The organism is Providencia sp. SP181, assembly GCF_050446505.1.
Classification (GTDB): Bacteria; Pseudomonadota; Gammaproteobacteria; order Enterobacterales; family Enterobacteriaceae; genus Providencia; species Providencia vermicola.
The window spans coordinates 16,490-42,465 of sequence record NZ_JBBPXM010000008.1 but is presented as its reverse complement, the minus strand read 5'-3'; the positions used below and the strand labels follow the sequence as shown (position 1 = coordinate 42,465).

Genomic DNA, 25,976 nt, shown 5'->3' with positions numbered 1-25,976 from the left:
GGTGCCCGCCTAATTATTTATTGAGTAGGTATCCCCACTAAATAGGGTTTCGGTGTGGCAATATCGGACGATGAAGTCGCCGTGTATGCCTCCTGTGTTGGAAGCGCCGATATAAGTTCCGCTTGGTTGGCGAGTGCATTAAACACAACTGGACGATGATAATCTAAAAATGTCTTATCCTCTGTTAGCAGTGAGTTTTTGTCTTGTACAAGCCAAATTTTCCTCGCGTTGATACTATCTTGTAAATGTGAGTCAATATGAATAACGATATCAGTGCATTCTAAGCCTGGTGTGCTGTCAATGGTTCCTCTTACTGTTAATGTCGTCTTTTCATGTGAAAAGTGCCAATCCTCCAGTGGCGTCTTTTCTTGTTGTTCACCCTTTTTATCAACCATCTTTAGAGTTACCCAATAACGATACTCACCTTCAGGTAATGATAAGCTCGTTATGTCAATTTCCTGGTAAATATTCATATCAGCAATCAATAACTGTTCAGCGCGGACGGCGATACATACAACTTCCTGTGATGTTTCTATCTGTTTATTGAGGTGATTTATTGGCGTGAAAGATTGAGAAGTATACACGTTATCTTTCACGCCAAATGGGTCAGATAAAGAAAAATACTGTTGATGTAGTTTGCCACCTACAACCCAATTTGCCTTTAGTGCACTTAGTGGTGTAATTTTTTCTTTATTTACTTTACCCGTTGAAAAATCAATAGCATCTGCATCTGTACTTGCCCAAAAAAGTGTATTTCCTTGCCAGTAGTTATCCAAAATGAGTCTCTCTGGCAATTCATCAGTGTGGCTATTTGCAAATAAACGATTTGCCAATGAGGAAGGGTTGGTGTATCGGATAATTTCTCGCCCCAGTTCTTTTTGAGGGTTGAGCGGGTATATTGCGAATTTAACCAGCTCTCCTTTGTCTGCAATATTTAAGCTAATATCATTTTTATATATTTTGACTTGTAACTTTTCTGTTATTAGGCCTTTGGGTGTTGCATAAGTCACCACAATGGCATGGCTATGATAGGGGTAATAAGGGCGGCCTTTACCCGTTTCAAGGTTATGATAATCAGCGGATAGGTTACCGATTGTACGGTCCACCAGTAAAGTATTATAAGGATGAGGAATGTCGTCCTTGAAGGATAACTGACCGCGAAGCCAATACACTGGTACATCACGTTGATGGGGCCATTCATCGATATTTTTGTATGGATAATATTGGGTGAAATTTTCCTGCGTTAAGGTTTCCCACTGTTTTTCTGCTTCGTTCCAACGTTGGTAAAAACCATCCCCTGCAAAGTTGTTATCCTCAATATCTTCCCCTTTAATGTGATTCGGTTGCCAGCGTGTTTTTTGGCTTAAAAATTGCGAAATACGTTGGTTAAAATAATCAGCGTGGGGCAAAAATGCATCATATTGTTCGCTAGTAAAATCGGAGAGGCTGGAGTACATCGCTGGGTAAAGGGGAACAGTGGTTCCATGTTTATCTTGGTATTGATAAGTGGAATAGTGCTGGCGGTGTTGGTTATAGGCAGGCGTTGGGCCGTGGGCTGTTGGGTCATAAGGGTATTTCGTATTTTTAACATTGGTATGAGATAAGCCTAACCCATGACCAAAGATTTCATGCCATAAGGTTGCTGGGTCATGTATGCCGCCGCCTACATGTTGCCTCGCCAAGCCGAGAACATGATAACGGAGTGATGCGGTAAATGGCTGAATCGCCGAATAATGGTAAATTTCATCTGAATGATTTGAATTGTGAAATTGTGAACTATTTAAATATGCCCAGTTGATTTGTGAGTTGAGATGGTGAGGAGCTTTTTTGGGATTATCATATTTAGGGTGAATTAAATTTTCTGCGTCATAAGCGAGTTCTTTATAAGGGGGCACGCCTGGGCTTCGAGTGGTTGCAGGGGAGCTATACAGAGTGAGTTGCTTAATTGGCAACATCGTCACTGCTTCTTGTCCCCAGCTCAGTGGAGAATAAGCATAAATACCGTGGCCGTGCTGGTATAGGGTATAGTTATCAACATAGGCGGTGATATGACTATCCAATGTGACGTTGGGTGAAATGAGGCCGTATTGGTTTGTTTCTGGGGTAATCAAGGCTTTTTGGTTGGCAACGATAACAATTTGAAAACCAGGTTGTACCCATTCACCTTTTATGGGTGCGGTAAAACTTTGGGCGTGCTGGTGGTAAGCTAAGGGATTCGTGGTATTAGGGAGGGGGGTTAATTGAGTTGGTAGGTTGTCAGGCCCCGTCAGAGCGACTCGTGCCAATATTTTTTTTTCTTTATTGCTGACAATAGCCACTAAATCAGGGGAATTAGCTGAATAGGGATGCGTGATATCCACTTTGAGCAGTGCCCAGCGGTTAGCGGTTAGGCTAAAATAAGGGTCATTTGGTGACTGTAAGTGAGTTTGCGCCAGTTGAATAGCATGAACCTGCATACCCTCTGGTGTGGGGTGATATCGTCGTTTGGGAGCCTGGTAAATCGGGTCTGAAAGGGTAAAGGTTCGTTTTCCTGGTATAACGACTTGGGGAGCTTCATCCGTTTGTAAATGAATGGAAATCGGTGCAGATTGGCGACCATCGTGGCTGATTGTCGCTAAATCAAATTGATCTAGGTTTGATCTTAATGCAGTTTCATGGGGGATATAGATCCATTCTCCAGTTTGTGGATCGACGGTCACATCGCCAAATTTAGCCTGCTCAACAATCTGATATCGCTGAATATTATCATGCTGAGCTAATTGCCCTGTTACGGTGCCAATAATCAGTTGATTGGGATATTTATGGGGGTTTTCAGTCACTAAAATCGGTAGTATTTGTTCCCCTCGTTGTTGCTTTAGCTGAAATTGTGAAAAAACAATGTGCTTTCCCGTCATATTCAGCGTGTTATTTTGATATCTCACCGTGATAGGGTTTTGCTGTAATGCTGCTATCTCTTGATTTACATGGAATTCAATCGCTTGAGCGATAGAATTCCATGATGTGTGGCGTTCAAGGGCAATATCATGCAACGTAACAAGTGGTTTGCCATCAGTGTCGTGAATGGCAATCGAAAAATATTGTGTATTTTCCAATAAAGCATCGGTTAATTTGAGTGCATTGATTGAGGTTGGGGAAAGCGTAATGGTGTGTTGGTAACCATGGTGTTTCACTCGTGATGGCCGAATTTTATTTTGCTCTACAGGGGATAATTCAGCTATCAATTGCTGGACTGGTTGAGATGCTGCTTTTTGGCTATCTCGAATGATTAACAGACTCCCCCCAGTTAATTCCAGCCAGTGACGAATTAATTCAACTTGTTTATCGTTGGCGCTTTCAGAAAGCACCACGATATCATAATGGCGATGCCATTGGCCGCTGGGTAGTAGCAAATCGGCAATTTGTTCTTGAGCGCGGGGTTCGCCTTCACGCCATTCGTGGGGTGAATTAAAACTATCAACAAATAGGCCCTGTAGTGAATGAAAGGCAAAACCCGAAAATGTTTCCTCGGGTAGGGTGCTAAGCACAAAGTGATACTTAGTTTCTCCAATCATTCTAGGCTTATCAATTAGCCAGCTGAATAGGCTATGTGACGCTTTTGCTTCCTGAGAGGACACGGGATTTTTTTGTAATGCGTCCAACCATGGCGAATTTGCATCTAGTACTGCGACTCTGCCTCTATTTCGATATAACCCTAACTTTAATACTTTCTGTTGTTTTTGTTGGTCATCCATAACCTTGTACCTTTTATAAAATACGTCATTTTATGTACATGTGAAGCAACGATTTTAAACAAGAAAATAGTGTCTTTCTAATTTATTATTAGTCTGATTATTTACATTCTATTTATTAGCGAATTGATTTATAAAAATAAAAAAGGCGGCACCGAAGTACCACCTTTGTGACAACGAGATCAGTTTTAAGTTAATGCCTACGCTTTATCTTCCCACTCTTGTGCCCGTGCGACTGCTTTTTTCCAGCCTTCGTATTTGAAATTACGCTCAGTGGTTTCAATACCTGGTTTAAAGACGCGCTCAATAGTCGCTTTGCTTTGCAGCTCATCCAGGTTATTCCAAAAACCAACCGCTAGACCAGCAAGATAAGCCGCACCCAGTGCAGTGCTTTCACGTACTTCAGGGCGTTCAACAGGCGTGCCTAGGATGTCAGATTGAAACTGCATTAAGAAGTTGTTTGCCACTGCACCGCCATCAACACGCAGTGCTTTTAGGCGTTCGCCAGAATCGGCTTGCATCGCATCAAGCACATCACGGGTTTGGTAAGCGATAGATTCTAACGTTGCGCGAATGATGTGGTTACGGTTCGCACCGCGCGTTAATCCAAAAATCGCGCCACGTGCGTATGGGTCCCAGTATGGTGCCCCTAAACCAGTGAAAGCAGGCACCACATACACGCCATTACTGTCTTTCACTTTGGTAGCGAAATATTCAGAGTCTGTGGATTCATCAATCAGTTTTAGTTCATCACGCAGCCATTGAATGGATGCACCACCAACGAACACTGCGCCTTCGAGGGCGTAATTCACTTCCCCTTTTGGCCCGCAAGCAATGGTGGTTAACAGCCCATGGTTAGAACGAACCGCGGTTTCCCCTGTATTTAACAGCAAGAAACAACCTGTTCCATAGGTGTTTTTGGCCATGCCTGGTTTTACGCACAACTGACCATACAGTGCCGCTTGTTGGTCACCTGCCATGCCCGAAATGGGAATACGCGTACCACCTTTACCCCCAATGTTGGTTTGACCATATACTTCAGAAGAAGGGCGAACTTCAGGTAACATGGCACGTGGGATATTCAATGCTTTGAGAATTTTGTCATCCCACTCTAAATTGCGAATATTAAACAACATGGTACGAGATGCATTGGTGTAATCAGTCACATGTACGCGGCCTTGGGTCATTTTCCAGACCAGCCAGGTATCGACGGTACCAAATAGCAATTCCCCTTTTTCAGCACGTTCGCGAGCACCCTCGACGTTATCTAAAATCCACTTAACTTTTGTTCCTGAAAAATAAGGGTCAACCACAAGGCCTGTATTTTGGCGAATATACTCTTCTAAATCTTTTTCATTTTGCTTGAGATGAGTACAGAAATCAGCGGTACGGCGGCATTGCCACACAATCGCATTATAAATAGGTTTACCTGTCTCTTTTTCCCAGACAATGGTTGTTTCACGTTGGTTGGTGATACCAATCCCTGCGACTTCATCGGTACGAATATCTGCTTTAGCTAATACTTCGACCAATGTGGAACTTTGTGATGCCCAAATTTCCATTGGGTCGTGCTCTACCCAGCCAGGCTTAGGGTAAACCTGAGTGAATTCACGTTGTGAAATGCTCACAATATTCGCATCGTGGTCGAGTACGACAGCTCGAGAACTGGTTGTGCCTTGATCAAGTGCAACGATATATTTTTTTTCAATGGTGGTTTCAGTTGTCATAATTTAAGCCTGTTCCGAGGATTTTGGGTTTTTGACGGATAATTTTTCTGCTTTGGTCTCTTCTTCACATACCATGCAAGGCAAGTGGCGACCGATTAATTTGCGATAACCGAAGGCTCCTAGCAGACCACCGACAATAGGCGCTGTCAATGGGACAAGGAAATAGGGAATGTCTCGACCACCCGTGAAGGCAATATCACCCCATCCAGCGAGATAAGCGACAACTTTAGGGCCGAAATCACGTGCTGGGTTGAGGGCAAAGCCTGTCAGTGGACCAAATGAACCGCCGATAACCGCAATTAAGATACCAATTAATAGGGGGGCGAGAGGGCCGCGTGGCACACCGTTACCATCATCAGTTAAGCCTAAGATTAAGCAAACGAGGATGGCAGCGATGACGACTTCAATAAAGAATGCATGAAAGACGCTAATTTGCGGAGCGGGATATGTTGAGAACACCCCAGCGGTAAATAAGCTTTCTTGTGTGCCGCGGATAATATGGTGAACTTGTTCGTAATCGAAAAAAACAGGGGAATACATGGCGTAAACGAGTGCAGCGGCACAAAAGCCACCTAACATTTGCGCAATGATGTACGGCACAACTTTGCGCTTATCAAAGCATGCAAACAGCCAGAGAGCGAGGGTAACTGCAGGGTTAAGGTGGGCACCTGAAATACCTGCTGTGAGATAAACGGCTAAAGCGACGCCGAATCCCCAGATAACACTAATTTCCCAGAGGCCAAGTTGTGCCCCTGCGATTCTGACGGCGGCAACACAACCTAAACCAAAGAATACAAGTAGCGCAGTCCCTAAAAACTCCGAGATGCACTGACCAGTGAGTGATGTTGAGGTCATTTGGCTCATATGTTTCTATCCTACGAAAATGAAAATTATTGTAATGTTTTTTTAAGTTAAGATTTTCTAATGGAAAACCCTTATCTGTAAATTTATCGTTAAAGAACATAAACGAGAAATATCGAAATTGAAAATTGTGTGTTACATCACTAAAGCGAACAAAAACAAACAAAAATAGTGATGTAATCGACCTTTGCTATGTGATCAGACCAGTGTTTTTATCATCACAATGTACTGATTCAGATGGAAGGAGCTGGACACAGAGGATCATGCTACTTACAATCGTGTAAAAGCTGATAAGGGAGACCAGAAACATGTCATTTGAAGTATTTGAGAAGCTCGAATCCAAAGTTCAACAAGCGATTGATACAATTACCCTGTTACAAATGGAAATCGACGAATTAAAAGATAAAAACGGTGCATTAAGCCAAGAGTTAGAAACTGCAAAATCAGGGACCGATTCACTCGTGCGTGAAAATGAACAATTGAAGCAAGAACAGCAAGCTTGGCAGGAGCGTTTACGGACTTTGCTAGGTAAGATGGAAGAAGTGTAATTTCTCGTCATACTTCGCGTTGTAGGGGTGTTGGCTTCGTCTCTTCGCCCTAGTCACATACTTATGTATGCTCCTAGGGTCTTATCGACTTGCCGCCTACCTACAACACGAATTATTTAGGGAAATGTTTGTTATACCTCACGTTGTAGAGCGCTGGCTTCGTTTGGATACCCTAATTACATACTTATGTATGCTCATCGGGATATCCTTCACTTGCCGCCTACCTGTGACTCGAATTATTTTGGAGTATGTTTTCTGAGATATGTGAAAAGTGAGTGAAAAAACAGAAAGCGGAAGGCAGAACAAAAAAGAAAAAGGCAGATATTCGAATCTGCCTTTTTTTATTGAATTTGGTGAGGCTTATTCGTCGAATTCATTCTCTGTAGTTTCTTGGGTGAGCGGTTCTTCAGACAAAATCATGCCAGTATTATCCGCATACAGATAATCACCTGAGAAGAACGTAACACCACCAAAATTAACACGGATATCGCTTTCGCCGATACCTTCATCAGGGCAGCCCGCAGGCATCGCAGCGATAGCTTGGATCCCAAGGTCAAGTTCCATCAGGGCATCAACTTGGCGCACGGCACCGTAAACTACAATGCCTTCCCAGTGGTTATCGACAGCTAACCTTGCCACTTCGGCATCGATTAGTGCTTTACGGACAGAACCGCCACCATCAACGAGCAGAATACGACCAGCGCCTTCTTCTTCCAGCAAATCATACAGGAGGCCGTTATCTTCAAAGCACTTCACTGTAATGATTTGACCGCCAAATGAAGTACGTCCACCAAAGTTGGAGAAAAGAGGTTCTACCACGTTAACGCTTTCTTGGTATATATCGCAGAGTTCGGAAGTATCATATTTCATAGGATTTAGGTCTTTTTTTGCTGCAAGAGGATGCCAGTATATCCCTTTTGATCTGTACTTGGCAAAATTCCCCGCCTAAAAATAGGCGGAAAAAGTCAAAAAATGGTCAAATAACGCAGGTTATTTACTCATTACCACGCCAACAGCGAATAACACGTTCGTCACAAGGGCGGCTTTAACCATGTTCTCAAGAAGCGGGCGCATCCCTTCGGGGGTGGGGTCGGTCAGGACACGGCGAAGGTGATTGAGCAATATTGGGACTGCGAATAAGAATAACCAACCACTCCAGCCTGATAAGTAAATCAACTTGAACAGCACTAAACATAAAATAGCCACAATAATAATAATGGCATGGTAAATACGTGCACCTTGTGGCCCTAAACGAACCGCTAAGGTATTTTTTCCTGCTTTGATGTCGTTCTCAATATCACGCATATTGTTGATATTTAATACGGCGACAGAAAGTAGGCCACATGCGGTAGCAGGTAAGACGGTGATGATGTTGAATGTATTCGCTTGCAAATAATAGGTGCCAATCACACTTAGCCAACCAAAGAAAATTAAGACGGAGATATCACCTAACCCCAGATAACCATAGGGTTTTTTGCCCACGGTATAGGTAATCGCGGCCACAATCGCCACGAGGCCTAGCGCAAGAAAGCCAAAGGCATCTTCAGGCTTTTCGCAGGCGACAATAATCAGTAATAACCCTGATAGGCAGGCTGCGGTAATATTGAGTTTCAGCGCTTTTTTCATATCCGCTTGGGTAATCACCCCTTTTTGCATTCCGCGCAGTGGCCCAATGCGTTCAGCGGTATCCGACCCTTTTACGGCATCGCCGTAATCATTCGCGAGGTTTGATAAAATCTGGAGTAAGCCTGCTGTAATTAGCGCAAGCAAGGCGACTGGCCATTTGAAATGACCTGTCAGGTAGGTGAGTGCAGAGCCAGTGACAATGGCGATAACCCCAAGAGGCAGGGTTTTAGGGCGAAGACTTTCAATCCAAGCTTGTTTACGACTTATTGTTGTGGATGTCGGCTGCATGCAGTTACCTATAATTCAAACTCTTTGAGATACGTTCTTAAAAATGTAATAACCCACCGCATGAAGAAATACCTGAGTATATTCAATGCAATGGGCTGAATATTTCATAGAAAAAGTGCAGCGATAAAAGCTGCACTTTAGTCGATGTATATTAAGGATACATGAAAACCTGATAATTAATAAGATTATAAAATAAATCTACTCAAGTCTTCGTCCGCAACCAGCTCATCTAAGTGCTGTTTCACGTATTGCGCATCAATTTGGATGGTTTGGCCATTACGGTCGCTTGCATCAAAAGAGATGTCTTCCATTAAACGCTCAAGCACTGTGTGCAGGCGGCGTGCACCGATGTTTTCGGTAGACTCATTGACCTGCCATGCAGACTCAGCAATCTTACGAATACCGTCATCAGTGAACTCAATATTTACCCCTTCAGTGGCCATCAGTGCTTTATATTGTTCCGTTAAAGAGGCATTTGGCTCCGTTAATATCCGCACGAAATCTTCCGTGGTCAACGCTTGTAATTCAACGCGAATTGGCAAACGGCCTTGTAATTCAGGAATTAAATCCGATGGGCTAGAGACTTGGAAGGCACCAGAGGCAATAAACAGGATATGGTCGGTTTTTACCATACCGTGTTTAGTCGAAATGGTACAACCCTCGATGAGTGGCAGTAAGTCACGTTGTACCCCTTCACGAGAGACATCTGGACCTGAACTTTGCCCACCGCGTTTACAGATTTTGTCGAACTCATCGATAAACACAATACCGTTTTGCTCAACGGCTTCGATGGCTTGTTCTTTTAACTCTTCAGGGTTAACTAACTTAGCGGCTTCTTCTTCCACCAGCAACTTGAACGCTTCTTTGATTTTCATCTTACGCGGTTTTTGTTTTTGCCCTGCGAGATTTTGGAACATCGATTGCAGCTGATTGGTCATCTCTTCCATACCTGGAGGTGCCATAATCTCAACACCCATCGGTGACGCAGCGACTTCAATCTCAATTTCTTTATCGTCTAACTGTCCTTCGCGTAATTTTTTACGGAAAGTTTGGCGTGCTGGCGAATGCTCATCTGCAGGCTCCGTTTGTCCCCAGTTATTTTTTGCTGGTGGGATCAACACGTCCAGAATACGTTCTTCTGCCATTTCTTCCGCACGGTAGCGGTTTTTTTCAATAGATTGCAAACGCACCATTTTTACTGCGGAGTCAGTTAAATCACGAATGATTGAGTCGACTTCTTTACCCACATAACCTACTTCAGTAAATTTGGTGGCTTCAACTTTAATAAATGGCGCGTTGGCTAATTTAGCTAAGCGGCGGGCAATTTCAGTTTTACCTACCCCTGTTGGGCCAATCATCAAAATATTTTTAGGCGTGACTTCATGGCGTAACACTTCGTTTAACTGCATGCGGCGCCAGCGGTTACGCAGAGCAATGGCAACAGAACGTTTGGCTTTATTTTGGCCAATAATATGATTGTCGAGTTCGCTGACAATTTCGCGTGGAGTCATTTCGGACATGCTAACAATCCTTATGATTTTGAAGAAATTTCTTCAAAGTTGACATTATGGTTGGTGTAAATACAGATATCGCCTGCAATGGCGAGTGCTTTTTCAGCAATTTCTTTTGCGCTTAAATCTGTATTTTCTAACAGTGCGCGTGCAGCAGATTGTGCATATGGGCCACCAGAGCCAATAGCGATTAAATCATTTTCTGGCTGAACGACATCACCATTACCCGTGATGATGAGGGAGGTATGTTCATCTGCTACGGCAAGCAGTGCTTCTAGTTTGCGCAGCATACGGTCTGTACGCCAATCTTTAGCGAGTTCTACGGCCGCTTTGGTTAAATGGCCTTGGTGCAGTTCGAGTTTGCGTTCGAACAATTCAAAAAGCGTGAATGCGTCTGCGGTGCCACCGGCAAATCCGGCAATGACTTTGTCATTATAGAGACGGCGAACTTTGCGGACATTGCCTTTCATGACGGTATTACCCATCGTCGCCTGTCCATCACCACCAATTACGACCTGGCCATTACGGCGAACACTTACGATTGTTGTCATGAGTTAGCCCCTGGTTTTATTACAAAAAAATGCAGTTGAGTTTTATTTTCAAGAGATAAAACCCAAGTGATAGTTGTTGATTAGCTATCACTTGGATTAGGTTAAAGATAAAAACAACCGCTCATGAGTGCGTTAAAACAGTAGATGGGGTGGGGGATGGGGTTTTTCAACCCCCTGATGCACGAAGAATACAACCTGAAACGCCAACACCTGCTGCGCGGTCACGCATTTTCTCTGCAGTTGACTTGGAATAAGGGCCAAGAACAATTCGATGCCAGCCACCACCTGCAGTCACGCGGCTTTCAATCCCCGCAAAAGCTAAAGTGGCGCGAACAGACTCCGCTTGGTCAGCGGTACGGAATGAGCCACATTGTACCAACATGTTTTGCATGCTATTTGCGGGCTTTGGCTCCGCAGGTGTTGCAGGTTGTACAGGGGCAATTGGCGCAGTAGGGCGAGTTTCTGGTTTTGGCTCAGCATTCACCACGGGTTTACGTTGAACAGGCTCAATAGGTTGAGCGGGCTCATTGATAATCACTTGAGAACGAGGAACAGGTTTGCCGTTGGACGGCACTTCTTGCAAATTCGTGACGGGTTGGCGTCTATCTGAATCCATTTGCTCTAATAATTGGCGTTGTTCAGGGGTTAAGTCTGAAGGGCGCAGAATATTATTACCCGAGCTAGGTTGCTGGGTATTTGGCAAATCAACGCCACGGCGTTCTAATTCTTTAATATAGCGCCAGCGCTCTTCAGGTTTGGGGGGAAGCGTGCTGCCTGCAGGAGCTGAAGGTGTAACAACTTGCGGCTGCGGCGCATCCTTTTTGTTGTGGGTGATATAAAACAGGCCACCAACAAATAGCACAACAATTGCCACCGCAACAACCAGCGTGGTCATTGGTAGACCTTGTGCTTTTTTTGATTTCCCTTTGCCTTTTTTACGGGCGGATGACCGCCCACGAGCTACATAATCTTTTTGTGCCACGCTATTAATTCACTAGTTATCAATCGTTAGTCATCATCTGGATTAACATGTTACTTAACCTGAACAATTTTGACTAGCTTTTAGGCGCTTTTGTGCTCTCTCTGATGATTAAATCAGAATCTAGGAGACGTGAACCTGGTGTAACGTTGTTGCCATGGATTTGTTCAAGTAGCAATTGCATTGCATGATGACCAATTTCCGCGCGAGGTTGGTTAATTGTTGTTAACGCAGGTAAGGTATATTTTGCTTGTTCTAAATTATCAAATCCAACAAAAGATAAATCATCTGGCAGAGTTAACCCCATCTTTTTGGCTTGCCACATTGCGCCAATAGCCATGATATCACTGTGGCAAAAAATCGCAGTTGGTGGTTCAGGGAGAGATAACAGTGTTTTCACGGCTTCAGCGCCACCCTCATGTGTAAAGTCACCACGAATAATATAGTCATCACGCAATTTTTCTCCTGTTCTCAACATCGCCTTTTTGTAGCCTTCTAAACGATACTGGCTAAGTGGCATATGTGATGGCCCTGCAATACACGCAATCAGCTTGTGGCCTTGTTTTTGAAGGTAATGGGTGGCATTAAATGCTGCTGTTAAGTTGTCAATGTGTACAGTCGGTAGTTTTAATTCAGGGGCGAATTCATTCGCCATCACAATAGGGGGTAAGTTTTTTTGTTCTTCAGTCGAAATATCGAACGGGATATTTGAGCCTAATAACACCATGCCATCGATTTGTTTGGTGATTATTAGATTAATAAAAGCATTTTCCTGTTTTTCTTGGTGTTTGCAGTCACCAATCAACACAAAGTAGCCTTCTTGTGCGGCAATTTCTTCAATGCCACAGACCACGTCACTAAAAAACGGGTCACGAATATTGGGAACTAACACCAAAATGGTTTTTGATTCATTGCGTTTATAGCTTCTTGCTAAGTTATGAGGATAGTAGCCAACATCCATAACCGCTTGTTCGACTTTTTGGCGGGTCTGTAAGGAGACCTTTTCAGGGTTCATTAATGTTCTGGAGACCGTCGCTGTCGAAACGCCCGCGGCACTAGCAACATCTTTCATTGTTGCTGTGTTATTGTGTTTTTTACTTTCCACAACGCCTTCCTTAGATTGATTTAATCGTTTGCTTTTTTTTGAATGGCGCAAGCACGTCATTATTTATGATTAGAAGTTATTCTAATTGGATTCTCAATAATATCTGTTACCTAGTTTGCATAAAAAGTGTGACATGCGTCATTTTTTAGAGCTGCTTCGCAAATTTCAAAAATAATTTAGGATGCAAAAAGATAGGTGAAACTCAATCTGTTCGAAATTCACACAAAAAATGATATTTATGCAAAAAAGTAGATAGCTCATAATATCAATAAACTGAACGCCAAGAGACGAAGAACGACTGATAGAATAATCAGGGTAAAATAAAATACCCCTTTAAATTTCGGTCATGCTTTAGCCGTCTGTTGGGTCGACATCTACATTCCATTTTACTTTGCGACTTTCTGGCTGCTTAAGAATTTCAGGGAGTAACTGCGCCATAAATTGTTGTAAATAAGGGCGAGAAGGGTGCTGTAACAGCAGTTGCCAGCGGAAACGACCGCCACGTTTTGCTTGAATCGACGGAGATGGCCCTAAAATCCATAGCTTAGCATCGCTTTGTGGGTGCTCTGTGATGTACTGACGGACATTTTGTAAGAACTGTCGTGAGTCCTGGTTATTATGATCTTCTGAGCGGATCAAAATATGGTTGGTATAAGGTGGGAGCATTGCTACACGGCGTTCTTCCATCGCTTCTTGAGTAAATGCGTTATAGCCGTTTTCCAATAAGGTTAATAGTAAAGGGTGTTCAGGGTGGTGAGTTTGTAAAAGTACTTCCCCTTGTTTACCCGCACGACCTGCACGACCTGAAACCTGCACATACAGTTGAGCAAAACGCTCTGCGGCGCGAAAATCACTGGAAAAGAGGGCACCATCGACATCCAGTAATGCGACTAGCGTAACATCAGGAAAATGATGGCCTTTGGCTAACATTTGCGTACCAATTAAAATGCGAGCTCCGCCCTCGTGGACTTGGTTCAAGTGTTGTTCAAGTTCCCCTTTGCGGCTTGTTGTATCTCGGTCAATGCGTGTGACAGGGGTATTAGGGAATAGCTCCGATATCCCTTCTTCGAGTTGTTCCGTTCCCATGCCAACGGGAACCAAATGGGTTGAGCCGCATTGTGGGCATTGGCGAGGGACGGGGCGCTGGCTATCACAGTGGTGGCAGCGTAACTGGTGGAAGTTTTGGTGCAACGTATAGTAGTGGTCGCAGCGTTGGCACTCAGCAATCCAACCACATTCATGGCAAATCAGCGCAGGGGAGTAGCCGCGGCGATTTAAAAACAAAATCACCTGATTATTTTGTGCTAGATGCTCTTTAATGTGTTGGATAAGCAAGTGTGAAAGACCAAACTTCAACGGTTGGCCTTTTAAATCAATTAAATGCTGTGTAGCAGGGCGTGCATTTCCTGCGCGGATAGTCAGATTTAGTTGGCGATATTTTTGTTGCTTCACATTGAGTAAGGTTTCGAGTGAAGGGGTTGCAGTGCCCATCACTATTGGGATGTTATTTTTTTTCGCTCTAAAAACGGCCAAATCCCGTGCGTGATAACGCCAGCCATCTTGTTGTTTGTATGAATTGTCGTGTTCTTCATCAATAATAATGATGCCGAGGTTGGCAAATGGCGTAAAAAGGGCAGAGCGCGTACCAATGATAATGGCGGTTTGGCCTAATTTAGCGCGTAACCAGACGGCTAAGCGTTCGCTATCATTAAGAGCGGAATGTAGCACATCCACAGGGGCTTTAAACCGTTCGCGAAAGCGGTTAATCGTTTGTGGCGTTAAACCAATTTCAGGCACCAGGACGAGCGCTTGTTTTCCTTGTGCAAGCACATTTTCTAGCACACTCAAATAGACTTCTGTTTTCCCTGAGCCCGTGATACCTGCTAGTAACCAAGGCGAAAACTCATCGTCTTGAGCACGTATCGCCCCGACAGCTGTAGCTTGTTCACTATTAAGACGTAACCGTTCACCGCACACTTCAAAAGTGGATTGCCATTTTTCGGCAGTCGGTTGCACAGGATGTAGTTCGACATACTCTTTCTTTTTAAGGGATTGTAGCGCGCTTTCACTGATTTCAAGCTCACTAACTTGATGGCGATAAACCGCGCGGCGTTTGAGGAGTGCTAGCGCTTGTTGCTGTTTGGGCGATCGTTTAAATTCATTGAGATCGGCAGCGCTTCCCGTTTTAGTGACTTGCCATTGCCAAATTGGCGTAAATTCAGCGGCTTTCCCTTGGCGCAGTAATATTGGTAAGGCATGAAAGAGAACCTCGCCTATCGGGTAATGGTAATATTGAGAAGACCACAGTAAGAGCTGCCACACATCATCAGGAAACAGTGTTTGTGTGTCGAGAACCAGTTCGATGGTTTTTAGCTGATCTTCTGTAAACTCGCTTTTATCGCTATGTTTGACCACAATACCAAGGGCTTGGCGTTTACCAAATGGTACCATCACACGGCTCCCCACAACAGGAAGAGGCATGTTATCTGGCAGTCGATAATCAAAAGTGCGGTTTAAAGGAACAGGTAAAGCCACCTGAACGACGATCATAACTGGGTTTCCGTCTATTTTTTATGCGATGATAACAATAATATTTCACTAGAGTATCACAAAATTTACTCGGTTTTCATTGCGTGATAAACAGAATTTCTGTATGATCCGCCGCCTTTGGTACTTAATTTTACCAATACGTAAATTCAATCAACACGACGTGTGGTGTCCGGCGTTAGGGCTGGAATGGCGACACGGCCTTAATAGAGGTTCTCCCATGAAAAAAGGTATTCACCCTAAATACGAAGAAGTTACTGCAACTTGTTCTTGCGGTAATGTAATGAAAATTAATTCAACTGCTGGTCACTCGCTGAACCTGGACGTTTGTGGTAACTGCCACCCGTTCTATACTGGTAAACAGCGTGATGTTGCAACTGGTGGTCGTGTTGATCGCTTCAACCAACGTTTCAGCATCCCAGGTTCTAAAAAATAATCGAACTTGTGAAATGCGAAAAAAAGGGAAACTCAGTTTCCCTTTTTTAATGCCTAAAATAGGCGTTTCTTGTTTTTAACCGAATAAATTAGAAACGGTTAAGCATGACGAACATGCCATCATTACTACGGGCTTATACTTTAGACTTGAGTGTATCGCCATCGTCGTTATAACTGACATCAGATTTACCCGCGTCTAAGAAGCGATAGCTTATTATCTATCGCTTACGGCACGGAGCCGGTGCGTATTGCGTATCTGCTGGGAACGGATTGGCTTCACAATCAGGTAATTCTTCACGGACTTCAAAAAGTGCAAAACCAATGACGCCAATATTTCGTTCATCGCCTTGGGCATTTTGATTCACATAGGACTCTTGCGGAGCGGCAAAACGGAATGCGGCGACTTGATCTTGGCTTTTACGGAAGCCTTCAATAGTCACTTCACTTCTAGGGCGAATTAAATATCCACTATTTTGATAAGAACCTGCGCGGCCATTTAATACATCAATGCCATCGACGCTTGTCACCACTTCATAAATCCGATTTCTATCGGTATTTTTGATGGTTAATTGGTAACGTTGGCCTTCTTGAGCAGGCAAAATATATTGCCCTTGGTTATTACGGTACATTGGCATTTTACGACCACGTTCATCTGTCACCTGAATTTCGACGGGAGATAACGCGATATAGCTCATGGTTTGAAGATGGTTAGGAACTCGTTCGCCACGGTAATAGATAGCAGCAGTATCAAAAGGCGTGTTGGTTAAGCGTGTGGCATTAACGGTGGTAACCGCAGAATTGACATCTTCCCCCCATTTTGTCCCAAGTTTTTTCGCTGAAGATTGGGGGGCTGCGACATCTTTATTGTCTTGGAATTCCGCATATGGGCGATTCCCACACCCCGCGGTGACCAGTAACATACCGCTTAGTAGCCCAATTAAAGCCAGATTGTATTTATTCATTGCACTATCCTTCGTGATTTTAACTATTAGCTATGGCTATGGATTAATACTCGAAAGTGTAGAACGTGGGAGTGAATAAAGCCTGAGGGGGATTCTGAATTGAAAATAATTCAGAAGAATCTAGCCCATTTTTTATCTAGGAAACGGCACTACGCCACAGAGATTGTGGCGTAGTACGGGTATTTGGAATGCGTAAGTGCAATTCGTAAGAATTAATATTCCCACGTTTCTGGGTCAATACCCAATTCGCGCATAATTTCTTTTGCGGCTTCTGGGATCTCGTCATTGCGTTCTTTACGCAGATCTTCATCATTTGGCAGTGGTTGTCCAGTGAACGCATGTAAAAATGCTTCACACAGTAATTCACTGTTAGTGGCATGACGTAAGTTGTTAATCTGACGGCGAGTACGTTCGTCAGTTAAAATTTTGAGTACCTTTAACGGAATAGATACTGTAATTTTTTTTACTTGCTCACTCTTTTTGCCATGTTCAGCATACGGACTGACATATTCACCATTCCATTCAGCCATGAGATACCTTGGATATTTTCAGTAATAATAAAAAATAATATGCATATTCTTTTTAATAGAAACTTATTCTAAGCTCTAAATCGAGAATGCCTGCATATATGTTAGGCGCGACTTAATGTAGTTTAACACAAAATATTGCGTAAAATTAACGATCTAAGCCTACTTATGCGATTGACTATCAATTAACACATAATTATTAAGGCTGATTATTCCATTACTTGATATAAACGTAAAGAGGTTTAGACGTCTAGATATGTTGACGTCTAAACATCCAATGGGTATGATTTGGTCTATCACTGTTCAGGAGAAGCGTTTATGACTTACAAGCCGTCAACCATCGCAATTCATAATGGATTAAATGAAGACCAACAATTTGGTTGCGTAGTGCCTCCCATTTATTTATCCAGTACCTATAATTTTACTGACTTTAATGAGCCTCGGGCTCATGATTATTCACGTCGTGGCAACCCAGGACGTGATATTGTGCAAAAAACATTGGCACAGCTGGAAGGTGGTAGCGGAGCAGTGATGACAAATAGCGGTATGTCGGCGCTTCACCTAATATGTACTGTATTTTTGCGACCAGGAGATTTATTAGTCGCCCCACATGATTGTTACGGCGGCAGCTACCGTTTATTTAACAGTCTGCATGAACGCGGGGCATATCAAGTTCAGTTTGTCGACCAAAGTGATGAAACGGCATTAAAAGCGGCGTTGGCGAAAAAACCAAAATTAGTTCTTATCGAAACGCCAAGTAACCCGCTATTAAGAATTTTTGATATCCAGCAGATTACTCAGTTAGCCCATGAAGTTGGCGCATTGGTCGTGGTGGATAACACGTTTTTGAGCCCGATACTTCAGCAACCTATCTCGCTCGGTGCCGATTTTGTTGTGCATTCCTGTACAAAATATCTTAATGGTCACTCAGATATTGTGGCAGGGGTTGTGATTGCAAAAGAAGAGAAATGGGCAATAGAATTAGCGTGGTGGGCCAATAATATTGGCGTAACAGGCGGGGCGTTTGATAGCTATTTATTGTTAAGGGGCATTCGAACCTTGTCCCCGCGTATTTTACAGCAACAACAAAATGCACATGAAATCGTAAAATATCTTAAAGCTCAGCCTTTGGTCAAAAAATTGTATTATCCTGCACTGGAAGATCATCCAGGCCATGAAATTGCACTCAAACAACAAAAAGGGTTTGGGGCGATGTTAAGTTTTGAATTTGCAGGTGATGAGTCACAATTACGTCATTTCTTGAGTGCACTAAAGCTGTTTACATTAGCGGAATCATTAGGTGGGGTAGAAACATTGATTTCACATACAGCCACAATGACCCATGCAGGGATGTCAGCACAGGCGCGTTTTGAGGCAGGTATTACAGACAGTTTATTGCGTATTTCAGTCGGGATTGAAGATGTGCAGGATTTAATTGCAGATTTAGATCAAGCATTTAAGGTTGCGGCACAACGTTAGCGGAGTTTTTTGATGAGTGTACTAACAGCGGTTGAGGTGGCTCCTTGTCACCGTCAGTTACATAAGTTTGGGGGAAGTAGTTTAGCGGATGCAAAGTGTTATCAGCGGGTCGCAGCTATTATGGCAAACTATAGCCAACCCGATGATTTAATGGTGGTTTCTGCAGCTGGCAGTACAACTAATCAATTGATTAATTGGTTGAAATTGAGCCAAAGTGACCGTATTTCGGCTCATCAGGTACAGCAATCTTTACGTCGTTATCAGCTTGAGCTAATTGAAAATCTTTTGCCAGAAAAACAGGCAGAGACTTTAGGGCGGTTATTTATTCAAGACTTAGAGCGTTTAAGCGCTTTGCTTGATCATCCCGTTAATGATGCGGTTTATGCGGAAGTGGTTGGCCATGGTGAAATTTGGTCGGCACGCTTAATGGCGGAAGTACTCACACAAACTGGCATGCCAAGTGCTTGGTTAGATGCACGTCTATTTCTACGCGCTGAACGTGCTGCACAGCCACAAGTTGATGAAATAAAATCACGCTATTTATTACAGCAGCAGTTAACGCAATTACCTAATCGCCGTATTGTTGTGACTGGGTTTATCTCGCGTAATCAGCAGGGTGAAACAGTTCTATTGGGGCGCAATGGGAGTGATTATTCGGCGACCCAAGTGGGAGCATTGGCAGATGTGGCAAAAGTCACAATTTGGAGTGATGTTGCAGGGGTGTACAGTGCGGACCCTCGTAAAGTGAAAGATGCCTGTTTGCTGCCCTTATTGCGCCTTGATGAAGCAAGTGAATTAGCGCGTTTAGCGGCTCCTGTTTTACATACACGTACTTTACAGCCTGTTTCTGTAAGCAATATTGATTTGCAACTTAGGTGTAGTTACCAGCCAGAGCAGGGCTCTACAAAAATTGAACGCGTTTTAGCCTCTGGTGCAGGGGCAAAAATTGTCACAAGCCATGATGATGTCTGTTTGATTGAGCTGCGTATTGCAGCAGGTCGTGATTTCAAACAAATTTGCAAAGATGTGGACTTACTGCTCAAACGCGTTCAGTTACGTCCACTTGCGCGGGGAATTCACGATGACCGTGCGTTAATTCAATTGTGTTATACCTCTGAAATTGTCGAAAGTGCGCTAAATGTTCTCGAAGAAGCGGCTTTACCAGGGGCATTATCGTTACGGGAAGGTTTTTCTTTAGTCGCTTTAGTTGGCGCAGGTGTTTGCAAAAAACCACTACATAGCCATCGTTTCTATGAAGAGCTTAAAGGCCAGCCTGTCGAATTCATTTGGCATTCAGAAGATGCCATTAGTTTGGTTGCAGTGCTGCGAACTAATCAAACTGAGCACCTGATCCAAGGTATGCACCAAAGCTTGTTCCGCGCCGAAAAACGTATTGGCTTAGTGTTATTTGGTAAAGGGAATATTGGCGCACGTTGGTTAGAGCTTTTCGCGGCAGAACAACCGAATATCTCTGCTCGCAGTGATTTCGATTTTGTGTTGGCAGGTGTGGTGGATAGTCGTCGCAGCTTATTGAATTATCAAGGTATCGACCCAAGTCGTGCATTAGCCTTTTTTGACGATGAAGCCATTGAACATGCAGACGACAACTTATTTCTTTGGATGCGTTCCCATCCTTATGATGACTTAGTGGTTTTAGATGTTACAGCCAGTGAGGCATTAGCTGAAAGCTATATAGATTTTGCCAGTTATGGTTTCCATGTGATCAGTGCCAACAAAATCGCTGGGGCGGCACAAACAGAGCAATATCGCCAAATTCGTGACGCCTTTTCAAAAACAGGTCGCCACTGGTTGTATAACGCGACTGTAGGTGCAGGGTTACCCATCAACTACACAGTGCGTGACTTGAAAGAAAGTGGAGATGGAATACTGGCGATTAGCGGTATTTTCTCGGGGACGTTGTCTTGGTTATTTTTGCAATTTGATGGCTCAGTACCGTTTAGCGAACTTGTCGAGCAAGCGTGGCAGCAGGGTTTAACTGAACCTGACCCACGAATTGACCTTTCTGGGCAAGATGTGATGCGTAAATTGATTATTTTAGCACGTGAGGCGGGTTATGATATTGAACCCGATGAAGTACGTGTTGAATCATTAGTACCAAAACAAGCACAGACAGGTTCTTTGGATGAGTTTTTCGAAAACAGCGCGGTGATCAACGAGCAAATGCAACAGCGTTTAGAAGCGGCACAAGAACTAGGGTTAGTGCTGCGTTATGTGGCTCGGTTTGATGCAGTGAAAGGGAAAGCGAAAGTGGGTGTGGAAGCGGTAAAACCAGACCACCCATTGGCTTCATTATTGCCAGGCGATAATGTATTTGCTATCGAAAGTCGTTGGTATCGTGATAACCCATTAGTCATCCGCGGCCCTGGTGCTGGGCGCGATGTCACTGCTGGGGCAATTCAATCGGATTTAAACCGATTATCTCAATTGCTGTAGTTATTTTTTGTTTGTATTGGTGCTCTTATTTTTATAAAGAGCGCCAATGCATCCATGAAATTTTTTAATTCTCGCCATTTTTTCCCTTTTTTTATTCTGATGATTTAATTCTTCAACATTATTCATGTCTTAAAAGTGCTGAATCGACGATATATTGCGCTGAAACAATACTTAAATAAGAAAAATTAATAAAAATAAGGCTGTAATTAAATTTCAGAAAAATCCCCCAAAGCCATTTTTTTCTGATATGAATATACACTCAAGGGTAAATTTAGCGGGCTGCATCACAAAACGACAACTCTAACGCAGCCGACTGAAATTTTGTTACAGGAAACAGGTCGCAGTCTGTTAACCGTGCTTAGTGCGGGGATGCATTCTGCCAGAAGCACAAGGTCAGGAGTCTCATGAATCAGCAATATTCCGCAATGCGCAGTAATGTCAGTATGCTGGGTAAGCTACTCGGCGATACCATCAAGGAAGCACTAGGCGAGGACATACTTGATAAAGTTGAATCCATTCGTAAGCTTTCCAAATCCTCCCGTGCAGGTAATGAAGTTCAACGCCAAAAATTGTTGATGACATTACAAAACCTTTCGAATGATGAATTGCTTCCCGTTGCAAGGGCATTTAACCAATTTTTAAACCTGACTAACGTGGCTGAGCAGTACCACAGTATTTCTCCACACGGGGAAGCGGCAAGCAACCCAGTGGCACTGAAAAAATTATTCAGCCGCTTAAAAGACAAAAGTTTTACCGATAACGATATCCAAAAAGCGGTGGAGCAGTTATCCATTGAGCTGGTGTTAACCGCGCACCCAACTGAGATTGCGCGTCGTACTCTGATCCACAAATTGGTCGAGGTAAATAATTGCTTATCACAACTCGATCACGATGATATTGCCGACTATGAACGTAATAACATCATGCGCCGTCTGCGCCAATTAGTGGCTCAATCCTGGCATACGGACGAAATCCGTAAAATTCGCCCAACGCCAATTGATGAAGCAAAATGGGGATTTGCGGTTGTAGAAAATTCGTTGTGGGAAGGGGTTCCTGCGTTTTTACGCGAGTTTAACGAGCAACTGGAAGAGTCTATTGGGGCTGTTCTTCCTGTCGAAGCTAACCCAATCCGTTTTACATCATGGATGGGTGGCGACCGGGATGGTAACCCAAACGTAACAGCAGATGTCACTCGCCACGTCTTGCTATTAAGCCGTTGGAAAGCGGCAGATTTATTCCTCAAAGATATTCAGGTTCTAGTCTCTGAGTTATCCATGACGGAAGCCACACCTGAGCTGCGTGCGTTAGCAGGGGGAGACGATGTTGACGAACCTTATCGTCAGATCGCAAAAAACCTGCGTAGTCAATTATTCTCTACGTTAGAATATTTAGAACGTCGTGTGAAAGGCGAACAAGTTCTGCCACCTGCAGATCTGTTAACGGATAACGCCCAATTATGGGACCCGCTATACGCCTGTTATCAATCATTGATTGCCTGCAATATGAAAATTATTGCCAATGGTCAGTTGTTAGATACCTTACGCCGTATTCGCAGCTTTGGTTTACAACTGGTGCGTATCGATGTGCGCCAAGAAAGCACACGTCATACCGATGCGATTGCAGAACTTACTCAGTATTTGGGATTAGGCGATTATGCACAGTGGTCTGAGGAAGAAAAGCAGCAATTTTTATTAACAGAATTGCAGTCCCTCCGTCCATTGATCCCGCAAGATTGGCAACCAAGTGCTGAAACCCAAGAAGTGTTTGAGACGTGTCGCGTGATTGCGAAAGCGAAGAATGATTCCATCGCAGCCTACGTGATTTCAATGGCAAAAGTCCCTTCAGATGTTTTAGCAGTCAAATTATTGCTCAAAGAGGCGGGTGCTTCTATTCGACTGCCTGTTGCTCCGTTATTTGAAACCCTTGAGGACTTAAATAACGCACAAAGCGTCATGACAAAACTGTTAAGCATTGACTGGTATCGTGAGCTTATCGATGACCGCCAAATGGTGATGATTGGTTACTCAGACTCCGCGAAAGATGCGGGTGTGATGGCCGCATCATGGGCGCAATATCGTGCGCAAGATGCGTTAATTAAACTGTGTGAAAAAGAAGGTGTTACGCTGACGTTATTCCATGGCCGTGGTGGTACCATCGGTCGCGGCGGTGCACCAGCACATTCTGCATTACTGTCTCAACCACCAGGAAGTTTAAAGGGTGGCTTACGCGTGACTGAACAAGGGGAAATGATCCGCTTTAAATTCGGTCTACCACAAGTCACCATTAGCAGCCTTGCGTTGTATGCAAGTGCGATTTTAGAAGCGAATTTATTACCACCACCAGAGCCAAAAAATGAGTGGAAATCTGTCATGGATTCGCTGTCTGACGTTTCTTGTACTATGTACCGAGACTATGTGCGTGAGCAGCCAGACTTTGTCCCTTATTTCCGTGCTGCAACCCCCGAGCAAGAACTGGGTAAATTACCATTAGGCTCACGTCCAGCAAAACGTCGCCCGACGGGTGGTGTAGAAACCTTGCGTGCAATTCCATGGATTTTTGCCTGGACGCAAAACCGCTTAATGCTCCCTGCATGGTTAGGTGCTGGGGCGGCACTGAAACATGTAATTGAGCAAGAGGGCAAGCAATCTGTGCTTGATGAAATGTGGCAGCAATGGCCGTTCTTTAATACGCGAATTGCGATGTTAGAGATGGTGTATGCCAAAGCTGACCTGTGGCTGGCGGAATACTATGATCACCGTTTAGTGGAAGAGCGTTTGTGGCCATTGGGGCAAAAACTGCGTGACCAGTTATCGGATGATATTAAGAGTGTGCTGGCGGTATCGAAAGACGAAGCACTTATGGCGGATTTACCGTGGATTGCCGAGTCTATCGCCCTGCGTAACGTATATACCGATCCACTTAACGTGTTGCAGGCAGAATTGCTGCACCGTTCTCGCCAACAAGAACACCCAGATCCACGTGTTGAACAAGCACTGATGGTGACTATTGCTGGTGTTGCGGCAGGGATGCGTAATACAGGTTAGTAGCGAGTTACCGATTTAGCTGAGAATTGAAAGGTTACCTATTAAGGTAACCTTTTTACTTTTTATTGATTTGCTTTCCATTGATCCCATTTTTCCCATTCATTTTTTGGTGTAATGAATTCATGGATTTTATCGTTGGATTTTAAACTAGCAATCTTCTTATTAGTTGCTTCTTCTTTAGCTAATTTAATTGGTTTGGGGTTGGTGGAATATACTGGGCTGCATTTAAATAGGAAGCCCTAATATCGCCATCAAGTGTGTAGCCACTGATTTTAGACGTCATGGCATCTTCAGTACCGTATTTTTTTGCGTGCTTGATTAAGCCTTCAGCAACGCCCTCTTTCCAAGGTGGCATATCGTAGTAAGGTACGGTACTTTTTAAGGATAAATACTCGCTGAGTGATTGAGCTTCGCTCATCATGTTCAATGAGTATAACTAAGTGGAATTAGAACGCTTTCATAAAGCAAGCAATGCCGTGATGTATTATCAAAAACGCATCACGACAATGAGGGATTAAGGCCTAACCCCTAAAGTATGGCAGATGGCATAGGTGAGCTCAGAACGGTTCAGTGTGTAAAAATGAAAATCTTTCACGCCTTCGCGGCTGAGGATCTTCACCATGTCCATCGCGATGGATGCCCCAACAAGGTTGCGGCTTTCTGGGTCATCATCTAACCCTTCATACATTCTGCTCATCCACGCAGGGATGCGCACGTTGGTCAGTTTGGCAAAACGCTCTAATTGGCGGAAATTGGACACAGGCAAAATTCCTGGCACTATTTCCACATCAATACCCGTTGCTACGCAGCGGTCACGAAAACGTAAATAGCTTTCGACATCAAAGAAAAATTGGGTGATAGCGCGATTAGCCCCTGCATCAATTTTCTTTTTCAGGTTAATTAAGTCAGCTTGTGCGCTTTTGGCTTCAGGGTGAACTTCAGGGTAAGCCGCGACTGAAATATCAAAATCGGCCTCGCCTTTTAATAACTCAACCAAATCTGTCGCATACATATCAGGTTTATGGCTGCTATCGGGAAAATCACCTCGTAAGGCAACGATATGGCGAATACCATTATTCCAATAGTCACGAGCGATAGATTTTAATTCATCTTTACTTGCGTCAATACAGGTTAAGTGTGGTGCAGCTACTAAGCCAGTTTTGTCTTTGATATCTTTAATGATGCTATGGGTTCTGTCCCGTTCGCCTGAGTTAGCACCATAGGTAACAGAGACAAATTTAGGTTTCAGGTTTTTGAGCCGATCGATGGATTTCCAAAGCGTCTGCTCCATCTCTTCACTGCGAGGTGGGAAAAATTCGAATGAAACATTAATTTGGCCATCTAATTCAGCTAAATTTTGATTTAGCGCCTCGCGCTGATTCGCGTGAAAAAAACTCATACCCTGTAACCTCGCAATTAGCAGACTAACTATTATCTTTGTAAATTATTATATCCATGTATGCATCTATACGTTTAGACGTCTAAATAGAAATTACCAGATCGGTATCAATAGTCAATACTTAAATTAAATTATGTCGCTGATGTTTTTTCAGTCAGAACAGGAAAAAAATTCATGATAAAAAAACGCGACTCTTTTCAGCGTC

19 protein-coding genes are annotated in these 25,976 nt (G+C 43.6%); 5 read left to right on the top strand and 14 right to left on the bottom strand.

The annotated features are described in order from the left end of the window. Nucleotides 1-17 precede the first annotated feature (17 nt). From AABS66_RS14470 to AABS66_RS14460, 3 genes are all read right to left on the bottom strand, one after another. On the bottom strand, nucleotides 18-3,731 hold the full coding sequence (locus AABS66_RS14470; protein WP_430225070.1) for a hypothetical protein: 3,714 nt from the start codon (nucleotides 3,729-3,731) through the stop codon (nucleotides 18-20). A gap of 197 nt (nucleotides 3,732-3,928) precedes the next feature. Next, nucleotides 3,929-5,455, bottom strand: coding sequence for a glycerol kinase GlpK (gene glpK / locus AABS66_RS14465; RefSeq protein ID WP_206085963.1), 1,527 nt, complete (start codon nucleotides 5,453-5,455; stop codon nucleotides 3,929-3,931). A gap of 3 nt (nucleotides 5,456-5,458) precedes the next feature. Further along, a complete protein-coding gene (locus AABS66_RS14460; RefSeq protein WP_206085966.1) occupies nucleotides 5,459-6,319 on the bottom strand; it encodes an MIP/aquaporin family protein in 861 nt (286 codons plus the stop codon). A 305-nt stretch (nucleotides 6,320-6,624) separates the two neighbouring features. Here AABS66_RS14460 and zapB point away from each other — a divergent pair, with 305 nt between their 5' ends. Further along, on the top strand, nucleotides 6,625-6,864 hold the full coding sequence (zapB, locus tag AABS66_RS14455) for a cell division protein ZapB (RefSeq protein WP_004265299.1): 240 nt from the start codon (nucleotides 6,625-6,627) through the stop codon (nucleotides 6,862-6,864). A 360-nt stretch (nucleotides 6,865-7,224) separates the two neighbouring features. Here the strand turns inward: zapB and rraA are convergent, their stop codons facing one another. From rraA to priA, 7 genes are all read right to left on the bottom strand, one after another. Further along, nucleotides 7,225-7,734 carry a ribonuclease E activity regulator RraA gene (rraA, locus tag AABS66_RS14450; RefSeq protein ID WP_206085970.1) on the bottom strand — a complete coding sequence of 170 codons (510 nt, stop codon included), beginning with the start codon at nucleotides 7,732-7,734 and terminating at the stop codon, nucleotides 7,225-7,227. Nucleotides 7,735-7,854: 120 nt separating this feature from the next. Then, complete coding sequence (locus AABS66_RS14445; RefSeq protein WP_206085971.1) at nucleotides 7,855-8,778, bottom strand: 1,4-dihydroxy-2-naphthoate polyprenyltransferase; 924 nt, start codon at nucleotides 8,776-8,778, stop codon at nucleotides 7,855-7,857. 185 nt (nucleotides 8,779-8,963) lie between these two features. Continuing rightward, entirely contained in the window at nucleotides 8,964-10,298 is a 1,335-nt protein-coding gene (hslU, locus tag AABS66_RS14440; protein ID WP_430225069.1) for an HslU--HslV peptidase ATPase subunit, read from the bottom strand. A gap of 11 nt (nucleotides 10,299-10,309) precedes the next feature. Next, nucleotides 10,310-10,840 carry an ATP-dependent protease subunit HslV gene (gene hslV, locus AABS66_RS14435; protein WP_004265304.1) on the bottom strand — a complete coding sequence of 177 codons (531 nt, stop codon included), beginning with the start codon at nucleotides 10,838-10,840 and terminating at the stop codon, nucleotides 10,310-10,312. A gap of 166 nt (nucleotides 10,841-11,006) precedes the next feature. Further along, complete coding sequence (gene ftsN, locus AABS66_RS14430; protein WP_272539883.1) at nucleotides 11,007-11,822, bottom strand: cell division protein FtsN; 816 nt, start codon at nucleotides 11,820-11,822, stop codon at nucleotides 11,007-11,009. Between the two features lie 73 nt (nucleotides 11,823-11,895). Beyond that, entirely contained in the window at nucleotides 11,896-12,924 is a 1,029-nt protein-coding gene (cytR, locus tag AABS66_RS14425) for a DNA-binding transcriptional regulator CytR (RefSeq protein WP_206085974.1), read from the bottom strand. A 351-nt stretch (nucleotides 12,925-13,275) separates the two neighbouring features. Then, the gene (priA, locus tag AABS66_RS14420; protein ID WP_206085975.1) at nucleotides 13,276-15,474 is read right to left on the bottom strand and encodes a primosomal protein N'; all 2,199 of its coding nucleotides are present in this window, start codon (nucleotides 15,472-15,474) and stop codon (nucleotides 13,276-13,278) included. Between the two features lie 217 nt (nucleotides 15,475-15,691). Between priA and rpmE the strand changes: the two genes are divergently transcribed. Continuing rightward, nucleotides 15,692-15,907: a 50S ribosomal protein L31 gene (rpmE, locus tag AABS66_RS14415; RefSeq protein ID WP_004265313.1), complete on the top strand. Its 216-nt coding sequence runs from the start codon at nucleotides 15,692-15,694 to the stop codon at nucleotides 15,905-15,907. 217 nt (nucleotides 15,908-16,124) lie between these two features. Here rpmE and AABS66_RS14410 read toward each other — a convergent pair whose 3' ends face one another. Further along, nucleotides 16,125-16,868: a hypothetical protein gene (locus AABS66_RS14410; RefSeq protein ID WP_272574410.1), complete on the bottom strand. Its 744-nt coding sequence runs from the start codon at nucleotides 16,866-16,868 to the stop codon at nucleotides 16,125-16,127. Nucleotides 16,869-17,080: 212 nt separating this feature from the next. Beyond that, nucleotides 17,081-17,398, bottom strand: a complete 318-nt coding sequence (gene metJ / locus AABS66_RS14405) for a met regulon transcriptional regulator MetJ (protein ID WP_004265315.1) — start codon at nucleotides 17,396-17,398, stop codon at nucleotides 17,081-17,083. Between the two features lie 315 nt (nucleotides 17,399-17,713). Here metJ and metB point away from each other — a divergent pair, with 315 nt between their 5' ends. The 3 genes from metB to ppc all read left to right on the top strand — a co-directional run bounded on the left by metB (nucleotide 17,714) and on the right by ppc (nucleotide 24,372). Further along, nucleotides 17,714-18,874, top strand: a complete 1,161-nt coding sequence (gene metB, locus AABS66_RS14400; RefSeq protein WP_272539885.1) for a cystathionine gamma-synthase — start codon at nucleotides 17,714-17,716, stop codon at nucleotides 18,872-18,874. Between the two features lie 12 nt (nucleotides 18,875-18,886). Next, a complete protein-coding gene (locus AABS66_RS14395) occupies nucleotides 18,887-21,328 on the top strand; it encodes a bifunctional aspartate kinase/homoserine dehydrogenase II (protein ID WP_206085978.1) in 2,442 nt (813 codons plus the stop codon). A 404-nt stretch (nucleotides 21,329-21,732) separates the two neighbouring features. After that, a complete protein-coding gene (gene ppc, locus AABS66_RS14390) occupies nucleotides 21,733-24,372 on the top strand; it encodes a phosphoenolpyruvate carboxylase (RefSeq protein ID WP_430225068.1) in 2,640 nt (879 codons plus the stop codon). Between the two features lie 181 nt (nucleotides 24,373-24,553). On the opposite strand, the gene AABS66_RS14385 is transcribed toward ppc, so the two are convergent. Then, a complete protein-coding gene (locus AABS66_RS14385) occupies nucleotides 24,554-24,790 on the bottom strand; it encodes a hypothetical protein (RefSeq protein ID WP_371007863.1) in 237 nt (78 codons plus the stop codon). A 96-nt stretch (nucleotides 24,791-24,886) separates the two neighbouring features. Continuing rightward, on the bottom strand, nucleotides 24,887-25,771 hold the full coding sequence (gene metF, locus AABS66_RS14380) for a methylenetetrahydrofolate reductase (protein ID WP_206085981.1): 885 nt from the start codon (nucleotides 25,769-25,771) through the stop codon (nucleotides 24,887-24,889). Between the last annotated feature and the right edge of the window lie 205 nt (nucleotides 25,772-25,976).